Here is a 10,065-nt window from a genome sequence, read left to right as displayed (position 1 = left end):
GTAAAGCTCAGAAAGCAATCATTGAACAAAGAAATTTAAATCCTGTTCTTGACTCTTGCAGTTAAAAGCAGGACATTTTAAATGGTTTATCGCATAGACATTTTAATTGGTGAATAACACTAAAATTTATTTTTATAAATTATTAATTTAAATCTTATTAAAAGCCTAATCTTCACCGATTGGACTTTTTTGATGATTTATCACGTTCCACGCTAAGATTTAATTATTATTTACAATTTTAGTAAGTCAAACTTTATCAACACTCACCTCTTGTCCAATGTTTATTGCTTGATTAAACAAAAGAAATGATTAGGTTAATTTTGCTTAGGCTATTTAATAAAACACCAATATCGGATCAACTGAATGAAATTTATTTCATCCAATTGACCACTGGAAATTGATGATTTTCGTGCTGAAACTCAGAACTTTGCCAAATATCCAGCATCGGTATTTTGACATCTAAAGCCAATGGCAACTTTTTAGGATTAAACTGCATGTGCTGTAAATCCTGTCCCCAGGCAATTAAGTCGACATCCAAGGAAATTTGATGCGAAGGACGCATCCGACCCGAATCTGTTTCCATTTTTTTTAGTAAGGTAATGACATCATCAACCGACATCGCTGCTTTTAACAAACAGGCAGCATTCCAATAATCCGCCCCCACAGCATCACGACATGGAATCACATAAATTTGAGAAAATTGAACCTCTCCCAAACCGGAGATTTGTTTCATAGCGTTTTGAAAATGCTGTTGGGGATGACAATTACTCGCCAGAGCTAAGGCGAATATCGTTTCGGTGGCGTTCAAGACGAATTCCTACAGAATTTGCTTGCGCGATAATGGCAGGCTTACGGATAGTAATCATAATCGATTCTACCGCAGGAAAGGTAGTAAAAAGCGCATTTAGCACAAGTTTTGCTGCATGTTCAATCAATTCGGGCTTGGCATCCTGAATGACTTTGGCAGAAATCTCACAAATTTCAGCGTAATTTAGAGTATGTTCCAGTTTGTCGGAATTAGAGGCTTGTTCCAGACTGGTCTGGATGATCATATCCAGCATTAAAGGCTGCATGATTTGACGCTCCCAATTGAAACATCCTACTACCGTTTCAACCTTTAAACCTTCAATGATGATTGCGTCCATGTTTGCCCCTAACAGACTTAGATTCTTTAATCCCTCCCAACCTCCCTTTAAAAAAGGGAGGAGCTTTGAAGCCCCTCTTTGAAAAAGGGGGATTCAGGGGGATTTATTAATATTCAAATTTAATGTTTTAACAATACATTTGGATCAAGAGTTTGCACCATTTGCAGTCTTTGGTCTGCATAAATATCGGTATATGGTGCGAGGATGCGCATAAAGCGATCGAAATAAAGCATTTGCTTAAACAGCAAGGCAAAATCGCGTGGGAAGCGAATACCATGACGTTCACCTACTCCCACCATATCCATCATGATGTCGTTTAAATCTGCCGGATTGGAAGTCAGTAATTCTTGAGGATCAGCCAAAAGGACACCACTGAACAGACGCTCTAAGTCTGCCGCCAGAACTTGAGTATCAATCTTCTTGTCCGTCATGCCCATTTTCAGCATGTTTTCTGCCATCAAGCTGTAATCGGTTTTTTGCAGTGCATCCATAAAGGCGATACAGGCTGTCCAGACTTCAGGTTTTAGCTGACCCACAATACCAAAATCGATGAAACCGACTCGACCATCTTCAAGCAACATCAGGTTTCCGGCATGCAAATCGGCATGGAAACTGTTACACATCATCAAGCTACCGAACCAGGTATTCATGGCAGTAATCAGCACTTGTGATGGATCTTTAGATACTTTTTTGACTATATCAAAATCAGTCAAAGGCACACCATACAAGCGCTGCATGGTCAGTACACGGCGGGTTGAATATTGATGATAAACTTTTGGTGCTGTGGCTCTTGAGTTTTGAGTCACATTTAGATAATTGACAAAATCATCCAGATTTTGTGCTTCTTCAATAAAATCGACTTCACGTACCATACGGGTTTTAATTTCATCGACTATGTCAGCAAGTGATGCAAATTTCACTTTTGGTACGGCTTTTTCCAAAAGCTTGGTGGCCCAGTGCAAGACATTCAAGTCGGTATACAGAATGGTTTCCACACCCGGTTTTTGCACTTTAATCACGACATCTTCACCGCTCACCAGTTTGGCTGCATGAACCTGTGCAATAGAGGCTGAGGCTAAAGGCTTTTCATCAATTGAAGCAAAGATTTCTGAAAGATCACGCCCAGCAAATTCTGATGCCAAAACCCCTTGTACATAACTAAAGGGCAAAGATGGGGTTTGATCTAGACAGCCCTGAAATTCTTCCACATATTCACGTGGAAATAATGAGGGTGTGCTGGCAATAAACTGTCCAAGCTTGATATAGGTTGAACCTAAGGATTCAAAAGTTTCACGCATCAGTTTTGCGTTACTTGGTTTTTCAGTGGCGTATTTAAAGCCGGCTTTTGCTGCAATGACAGCCGTTTCCCCGACACGGGCAACTGAACGCAGGCCATCTAACCAGATATTGTTTTTCATAATGTCAGCTTAGAATTAAATTATAGCGAGTGTAGCAAAAAAATATGGGCTTGCAGGTCTATCTTGCCTGACAGATTGGACAATCTGTATCTTTTTCGAAAGCAAGTAGACGTTGTTTCATGCTTAATCCATCCCAGAGCATCAGTTTTTGTTTCAATGGTGTTTTGCCCAGCCCCAAGTAGAGTAAAGCATGATGTGCCTGCAAACTCGCCATAACATTCGGGGTCGTAGCCAATACGCCTGAATCTGCACAGCGCAGGTTTTCATTGGCATGCTGTTCTTTGGGAAACAGACATTCATAACAGGCCGATTCGCCTTCTACCATAAACAGCTGTCCCTGAAAACCAATCGCTGAAGCACTGATTAAAGGTACATTGAATTGCTTGCAACTTTGGTTGACGAGATAACGTGTAGTGAAATTATCACAGCCATCTAAGACTAGATCCTGCACTGAAATTAATGCTTCTGCATTGCTTTCATCTAATTTTACAGTTTGAGATTCAATACGGATATGCGGATTAATCTGCTGTAATCGCTTGGCCAGTATTTCAGATTTATAAAATCCAATATTTTCTTCTACATAGGCTATTTGCCGTTGCAGATTACTCATTTCAATGGTATCAGCATCAATTAAGGTGATTTTTCCTACACCTGCCCGAGCGAGCAGTTCAGCTGTGGTACAGCCAATTCCACCACAACCGACAATTAAGACATTGGCCAGTTTCAGTTTTTCCTGGGCTTCAATGTCCCAGCCATCCAGCAGAATTTGCCGGCTGTAAAGATGCATTTCTTCATCGCTTAACTCTAGATCCATGTCGAGTGGGTTGGTCACGTGTTTATCTATCCTATCAAAACTTGAAATAAGTCATAAAAACAGGAAAGATTATAGTGTAGAAGACTTCATTACTTCATCATTAAAATAAGTAAAATCATCCATCCAAAGCTTAAGACTCTAGAGAGTGTTGTATATCCTTGTCTCAAGGTAAACCAAGAAAATATATAAGGAAGAAAAAAGATTCCCAATCCAAGTAAAATTGAAACCTCACGATCACCCTCCCGATATTTGCTGCTTAATGGAGGTGGCATATCACTATTGAATAATGTTGGAGGCTGTTCTCTTAGTTTTTGCTGCTTATTGCTTTTAAATGATTGATGAGAACTATAAGAAAGTCCTGTACCCGGTATACCAACTGTAGTTCTTGTGCCTTTCTTTCCAACACTTACTCGTGCACCTTTTCCACCAACAGAAACACTACTTATCCCTTTCTTTCCTACATTTAAACGAACACCTGGAGCAATTTTAAAACTCTTACGAAAATTAAATCCCATAAAATACTCTTATCTACAAGTTTTCTTAGAACCACTCATTGATCCATCATGACAAATAAATTTTGTGCCCTGACAGTGACTAATACCACCTTTTTTACCTGAACAAGGTTGACGTCCTTTTCCTGCTTCTACAGATGTACTGATACATAAAGCTAAAAGACTTAAATACAATATTTTATTCATCTTTTATCCCCTAAAATACTTAACATACTAATTTAAAAAATAAAAAGTTATCTCTCCATTACTTTTATATTATTTCAAGCAGTGCTGTAAATAATTCAAGTAAAAAAAGCACCCTTTCGGGTGCAAGAGCATGAAACTTAAAAAAACTAAAAAGGGTTTAACTGACTTTTTGAATTCCCTGCATGTTGGCAATTTCCTGTTGCTTGAGTAAATTGCGTTGAATTTTACCACTTGTGGTTTTAGGTAAGCCTTCCACAAATTCGATTTCTTTAGGATAGGCATGTTTAGACAAACGTGAACGGACATATTCTTGAAGTTTATGGCTTAACGCATCCGAAGCCGCAAATTGTGGTTTAAGCACTACGAAAGCTTTTACCACCTCGGTTCTTTCCGGATCTGGCTTGCCAATGACTGCAGATTCCAAAACCTCAGCACATTCCAGTAAAGTACTTTCTACATCGAAAGGACCCACACGATAGCCTGACGTTGTAATGACATCGTCAGCACGCCCGATGAAATCCACCCCACCCAGTTCATTTAATTTCACCGTATCGCCGGTTAAATAATAATGCCCAACGAATGATTTAAGGTTATTGCCGCCATAACCTTTAAACCAGGTTAAAGGTGATTGCGAAAAATCAATAGCCAAAGTGCCGATTCCGCCTCTTTCCACTTCTTCATGGTTTTGATTCAGGACCACAAAACGATGACCCGGGTTGGCAAAACCTGCTGAACCGACTTTCTTTTCATGTTCCAAAGCATGATGATTGGCAATCACCATCCCCAGTTCAGTCTGGCCATACTGATCATAAATATTGACATTCAAATCATGATTAAACCAGTGAATCACTTCTGGGGTTAATGGCTCGCCGGCACTACTGACGGCACGTAAATGTTCTTTAATGGATGGATCAAATTTTTCCTTGAATCCAAAAAACATCCGAAATGCCGTTGGTGAACCGGTCAAATTACTGACTTTATATTTCTTTATGATCTGCACGGCGTTATCTACACTAAAGGCACGTTCATCCATAATAATGCTATGCCCCAAGCTTAAAGGTCCGGTAATACCATAATACAAACCATAAGCCCAACCCGGATCGGCCAGATTCCAGAAAGAGTCTTCTTCACGCAAATCCACCGCGTGGATCATATAGCCTTTAAATGCCAGCAGTGCTTTTAAAGGAACCTGCACCGATTTTGCCAAACCTGTGGTTCCAGAAGTAAACATCATCAGGAAATCATCTGCAAAAGTCAGCATTACTGGTTCAAAAGATTCTAATTGCCCAGCCAGTTCTGTCCAGAAATCGGCATCTGCATGACTTGAAACATCTTGTGGATGTACTGTAAGAATATGCGGGACAGTGACACCGTTCAGTTTTGAGCGTTGTTCTGCATTGGTGACAATCAATTGGGTTTTGGCAGTATTAATCCGATGCTCAATGGCTTTGGATTCAAATGCAGTAAACAATGGTTGGTAAATTGCGCCCATACGCCAGGTGGCCAAAATGGTAATCAGCAATTCAGGCGTACGTGGCAATAAACCGGCAATGCAATCACCTGCTTTTAAGCCAATTGAGCTAAAATAATTTGCCAGTTTTCCTGAAGCTTCTGCCAACTGTTCAAATGTCCATTCGGCAGATTCGCCATTTTTGCCTTCCCAGATTAAGGCTGTTTTATTTAAACCGAGATAACGATCACAGCATTCAACATAGGCATTGACTGACTCAGCCGTACCGACCAGTTGCTCTGCAAGAAAATCATCAAAATTAAACTCTTGATATGCCTGTTGTAGTGTCTTCATGACGACAACCTCTCATCCGTTATTTTATAAACAAAGCTCCTGCTTTGCTGATCCATTTTGCTTATTGTTCTGACTCTAAAAATGCCAAACCTGATTCAGCATTTTTAAGTTTTTTACTTCACTATTTATCTAGATAACCATGATTTCCCAGCTCCTGCAATTTCCTTATCCATCAGAAAATGTGCAGGATTTGAACACCGACTAAAGTCTAAAATTTAGCCGCTTTAGCTTTTAGTGACCTCACGTGCAATAACCAGACGCTGGATATCCGAAGCTCCTTCATAAATCTGGCTGACCCGTACATCACGGTAAATACGCTCTACTGGAAAATCTGATACATAGCCATAACCGCCGTGAATCTGAATGGCATCGGAGCACACTCGCTCCGCAATGGTGGATGCAAACAGCTTGGCCATAGAGGCTTCCTTCAAACATGGTAGCCCTGCATCTTTTAAGGTTGCCGCATGGAAAATCAGTTGTCGTGCCGCTTCAATCTGCGTGGCCATATCTGCCAGACGAAATGCAACCGCCTGATGCTGTACAATCTCTACTCCAAATGCTTTACGCTCATTGGCATATTCCACAGCGGCATCGAGTGCAGCCCGTGCCATCCCGACTGATTGCGCTGCAATCCCGATTCGTCCGGATTCCAGGTTAGATAGAGCAATTTTGTAACCTTCACCTTCTTTACCCAATAAATTTTCGGCAGGAATACGGCAATTTTCAAAAATGATAGTTGCTGTGTCGGAACAATGCTGTCCCATTTTTTCTTCCAGACGCGAAACAATATAGCCTTCCGTGTCTGTTGGAACGAGGAAACAGGAAATACCTTTTTTCCCGGCGGCTTTATCGGTCACAGCAAAGACAATCGCCACTTGGGCATGTTTGCCTGTGGTAATGAACTGTTTGGTACCATTCAATACCCATTCATCTCCATCACGTTCTGCTTTGCATTCCAGTGCACCGGCATCTGAACCGGCTTGCGGTTCGGTAAGACAGAAACATCCAAGCCATTCACCAGTCGCAAGTTTAGTGAGATATTTCTGTTTCTGTACTTCCGTACCGTAACGCTGGGTAATGCCACAAGGCAAAGAATTTTGCACACTGACAATGGTTGAAATCGCGCCATCACCTGCGGCAATTTCCTCCAAGGCAAGTACCAGCGAAACATAGTCCAAACCCGCACCGCCCCATTGCTCGGATACGGTCATGCCCAAAGCACCCAGCTCACCGAGTTCTTTCAGTTCTTGTGCGGGAAATTGAGCAGTTTTATCACGTTCTGCGGCAGTAGGTTTTAACTTGTTTTGCGAATAATTCCGCAACATGTCCTGAACCATCTTTTGTTCGTCATTTAAAATCATTGAGCTTCCCTCTCATGTTTCACATTCAGTTTTTAAAATTCTTTATTTATAAAAATTTAAGAAATATTTGATACACGACAATCCCATTCGCAACCTGAAATACATCTAAAAGATAATGTTTCCGAGAGACAGAGGACTGTAATTTTGATTAAACAGGTTTTGCGAATGGGGATGGTTTTGCCTACTTTTCCCGAAAGAAAAGTAGGTCGAACCGAAGGTTAAACAGAGTTTTATTACATATTGAAAAGACTCCGTCATGCCGCTGCAATTATCAATAATTACTTAGGCTGCATACGAATCGCACCATCTAAACGAATCACTTCACCATTCAAATAGGTATTTTCAAAAATATGTCCGACTAGATGTGCAAACTCTTCCGGCTTGGCCAAACGCGATGGAAACGGCACCATTTGACCCAAAGCCTCCTGCACATTTTGCGGCATGGCTTTCAGCATTGGTGTTTCCATAATGCCTGGCGCAATGGACATCACACGAATCGCCTCACGCGCCAGCTCACGTGCCAGAGGTAAAGTCATGGACACCACCGCACCTTTAGAAGCAGCATAAGCCGCTTGCCCGAGTTGTCCCTCGAATGCAGCCACCGAAGCGGTATTAACAATCACCCCACGTTCTTCTTCACCTGGCTGCAATTGATATTTCGCCATCAAACTTGCTGCAAAACGAATCATGTTAAAAGTGCCACTGACATTAATATTCAATACTTTCTGGAACATGCCCAGATCATGAATGCCATCACGGCCCAGTACTTTGGCAGATGGTGCAATCCCGGCACAGTTCACCAGACCATTTAACTGGCCATACTGCTGTTCAATATTTTCAAAGAAAACTTTGACTGCATGCTCATCGGTCACATCCAGTTTGACAAAGACTGAATGCTCACCCAAACGCTGCTGCATTTCCAGACCAAGCTCCTGGTTCATATCCACCATAATCACCTGAGCACCTTGACCCACTAAATAAGTGGCTGTAGCTGCACCCAAACCAGATGCACCGCCTGTCACGACAAATACTTTTCCTTGAATTTTCATCTTCTATTCCTGTTAATTCTTTGAATAAACACTCGACTTAAGATGCAGAGTAAATGCAGTTCAGCTAGAGTACAATTTCCAAACATTGCATCCTCTATGATGGATTTGGACAATCCAGATCATGGCAGCAAAAATACGGAATACGGATATCTGTACATGAATAAACAAGACCTAAATTACAGTAAAGGCACGATCTCGATCAGTCTGGTGCATGAAGCACTTTTATCTGCCCAACATCAGGGCTTGAACACTCAAAATATCTTGCTCAAATCCGGCATTCCTGTTGAGCTGCTGCACTCCAGTAAGGCCCGCGTATCTGTTTCACAATACGCGCAGCTTTGGACTGAGCTGGCCGATGTTATGAACGACGAGTTTTTTGGTATGGACAGCCATCCCATGCGGCGCGGCAGTTTCAAACTGTTATCCCAATCGGTCATGCATGCGGAAACACTGGAAAAGGCACTGCAGCAAATTTTGCAGTTTTTAAATTTGGTGCTGGATGATTTTATCAGCCAATTATTCGTGCAGGAAAACTATGCCTATATTGTGATTTATGAACAGAAACAACCCAAAAGAATGTTCAGCTATGCCACCTATTTAATGCTGATTCATGCTTTGATGTGCTGGTTAACTGGACAACGAGTTTTACTGAATCAGATTCAGCTCAAATGTGATGCTCCACTGGATGACCAAGACTATAAAGTCCGGTTTTGTGAAAATATCCAATACAATAGCCATGAAAACTACATCCAGTTCGATGCCAATTATTTAAATATACAAATCAAACAGGACAAACACTCGTGGCACCAGTTTATTAAACAGACACCGCATAACCTGCTGATTCGCTTTAAAAACCCCCATGCGATTAGCTCGCAAATCCGTAAACATTTACTGAATGTTCCACCTGCTGAATGGTTAGAACTGAATGAAATTGCCCAGCGCTTAAATATGTCGGATGCCACGATGCAAAGACGTTTAAAAAGTGAAGGTGTCAGCTATCAGCAACTCAAAAATGATATCCGACGGGATACCGCCATTGAATTTCTGACTAAAACAGATAAAACCCTACAACAAATTAGTGATGAACTCAGCTTTCACGATCCAAGTGCTTTTCACCGTGCTTTCAAAAAATGGACAGGAGTCAGTCCAGGGGCTTACCGCCAACATAATGAAGATGAAGCATCCTTTCATAAGTGACCCGCGAGTCTTTAATATTTCTTTTGAATTTTCATTCACTTAAAAAATTGGCTCTGCTATTCATCGAAAGAAGTTTGCATAAAGTTCCAAATTAGGTTATTTTTCAACCAATTTAAAGGCATATCTTTATGCCATCTCTGCTGTAATCTCCCCTGTTAAATCACCTTATATTAAAGGTTCTGACATGCTTAAGATGATTGATGTACTAGAGCAAAGCTTGGTGCAAAATTTTACTCATTCTCTCCATTCTCACACCGGTCAATTTGATGAGTTATTCAATCAAGGTATTTTAAATACTTCTGATTCAGCACTTCAAAATGTGATGGCCAATTTCTTCAATCGTGCAGATGCCATTGAATCTGCTCAAGCACTAGATATTAGTGCTGAACGCATTGCCGCGTTGCAGTCAGGTACAGCATTAAAAGATGATCAATATCTTGCAGATACAGCAAAAATTGTGGCGCTTTGTTTAGCACTTGAAACCGATGTGCTGACTCAATTGGAAATATCTGATTGCTTACAAGATTTCCCGGTATAAGTCTTAAAACAAATCAAAAAAAGCGACTCAATCGAGTCGCG

General features: G+C 41.0%; 11 protein-coding genes. 2 read left to right on the top strand and 9 right to left on the bottom strand.

The genetic code is table 11. The features are described from left to right. Positions 1-370: 370 nt before the first annotated feature. From ACE01R_RS17025 to ACE01R_RS16985, 9 genes are all read right to left on the bottom strand, one after another. Positions 371-808 (bottom strand): 2-amino-4-hydroxy-6-hydroxymethyldihydropteridine diphosphokinase, encoded by a 438-nt coding sequence (locus ACE01R_RS17025; RefSeq protein WP_395552684.1) that lies wholly within the window; start codon positions 806-808, stop codon positions 371-373. After that, entirely contained in the window at positions 765-1,145 is a 381-nt protein-coding gene (gene folB, locus ACE01R_RS17020) for a dihydroneopterin aldolase (RefSeq protein WP_395552683.1), read from the bottom strand. Before folB ends, ACE01R_RS17025 begins: the two co-directional genes overlap by 44 nt. Positions 1,146-1,264: 119 nt before the next feature. Further along, positions 1,265-2,563, bottom strand: a complete 1,299-nt coding sequence (locus ACE01R_RS17015; RefSeq protein WP_395552682.1) for an ABC1 kinase family protein — start codon at positions 2,561-2,563, stop codon at positions 1,265-1,267. A 58-nt stretch (positions 2,564-2,621) separates the two neighbouring features. After that, on the bottom strand, positions 2,622-3,377 hold the full coding sequence (locus ACE01R_RS17010; protein WP_395552685.1) for a HesA/MoeB/ThiF family protein: 756 nt from the start codon (positions 3,375-3,377) through the stop codon (positions 2,622-2,624). A gap of 89 nt (positions 3,378-3,466) precedes the next feature. Then, a complete protein-coding gene (locus ACE01R_RS17005; RefSeq protein ID WP_395552681.1) occupies positions 3,467-3,892 on the bottom strand; it encodes a DUF4236 domain-containing protein in 426 nt (141 codons plus the stop codon). A gap of 9 nt (positions 3,893-3,901) precedes the next feature. Then, on the bottom strand, positions 3,902-4,075 hold the full coding sequence (locus ACE01R_RS17000) for a hypothetical protein (protein ID WP_174560525.1): 174 nt from the start codon (positions 4,073-4,075) through the stop codon (positions 3,902-3,904). A gap of 157 nt (positions 4,076-4,232) precedes the next feature. Next, on the bottom strand, positions 4,233-5,879 hold the full coding sequence (locus ACE01R_RS16995; RefSeq protein WP_395552680.1) for an AMP-binding protein: 1,647 nt from the start codon (positions 5,877-5,879) through the stop codon (positions 4,233-4,235). 224 nt (positions 5,880-6,103) lie between these two features. After that, positions 6,104-7,240: an acyl-CoA dehydrogenase family protein gene (locus tag ACE01R_RS16990; protein ID WP_395552679.1), complete on the bottom strand. Its 1,137-nt coding sequence runs from the start codon at positions 7,238-7,240 to the stop codon at positions 6,104-6,106. 278 nt (positions 7,241-7,518) lie between these two features. Next, entirely contained in the window at positions 7,519-8,289 is a 771-nt protein-coding gene (locus ACE01R_RS16985; RefSeq protein WP_395552678.1) for a 3-hydroxyacyl-CoA dehydrogenase, read from the bottom strand. Positions 8,290-8,445: 156 nt separating this feature from the next. On the opposite strand from ACE01R_RS16985, the gene ACE01R_RS16980 reads away from it, so the two are divergent. Beyond that, complete coding sequence (locus tag ACE01R_RS16980) at positions 8,446-9,486, top strand: AraC family transcriptional regulator (RefSeq protein WP_395552677.1); 1,041 nt, start codon at positions 8,446-8,448, stop codon at positions 9,484-9,486. Positions 9,487-9,670: 184 nt separating this feature from the next. Then, positions 9,671-10,024, top strand: coding sequence for a hypothetical protein (locus tag ACE01R_RS16975; protein ID WP_395552676.1), 354 nt, complete (start codon positions 9,671-9,673; stop codon positions 10,022-10,024). The last annotated feature ends 41 nt before the right edge of the window (positions 10,025-10,065 follow it).

Origin of the sequence: Acinetobacter sp. BSP-28 (genome assembly GCF_044130285.1) — a bacterium.
Lineage (GTDB): Bacteria > Pseudomonadota > Gammaproteobacteria > Pseudomonadales > Moraxellaceae > Acinetobacter.
This window is presented reverse-complemented; position numbering and strand designations above follow the sequence as displayed.

Excerpts from the sequence above, each read along its gene's own strand:
- folB (WP_395552683.1), bottom strand. The coding sequence starts at position 1,145 with ATGGACGCAATCATCATTGAAGGTTTAAAGGTTGAAACGGTAGTAGGA.
- ACE01R_RS17015 (WP_395552682.1), bottom strand. The coding sequence starts at position 2,563 with ATGAAAAACAATATCTGGTTAGATGGCCTGCGTTCAGTTGCCCGTGTC.
- ACE01R_RS17010 (WP_395552685.1), bottom strand. The coding sequence starts at position 3,377 with ATGGATCTAGAGTTAAGCGATGAAGAAATGCATCTTTACAGCCGGCAA.
- ACE01R_RS17005 (WP_395552681.1), bottom strand. The coding sequence starts at position 3,892 with ATGGGATTTAATTTTCGTAAGAGTTTTAAAATTGCTCCAGGTGTTCGT.
- ACE01R_RS17000 (WP_174560525.1), bottom strand. The coding sequence starts at position 4,075 with ATGAATAAAATATTGTATTTAAGTCTTTTAGCTTTATGTATCAGTACA.
- ACE01R_RS16995 (WP_395552680.1), bottom strand. The coding sequence starts at position 5,879 with ATGAAGACACTACAACAGGCATATCAAGAGTTTAATTTTGATGATTTT.
- ACE01R_RS16990 (WP_395552679.1), bottom strand. The coding sequence starts at position 7,240 with ATGATTTTAAATGACGAACAAAAGATGGTTCAGGACATGTTGCGGAAT.
- ACE01R_RS16985 (WP_395552678.1), bottom strand. The coding sequence starts at position 8,289 with ATGAAAATTCAAGGAAAAGTATTTGTCGTGACAGGCGGTGCATCTGGT.
- ACE01R_RS16980 (WP_395552677.1), top strand. The coding sequence starts at position 8,446 with ATGAATAAACAAGACCTAAATTACAGTAAAGGCACGATCTCGATCAGT.
- ACE01R_RS16975 (WP_395552676.1), top strand. The coding sequence starts at position 9,671 with ATGCTTAAGATGATTGATGTACTAGAGCAAAGCTTGGTGCAAAATTTT.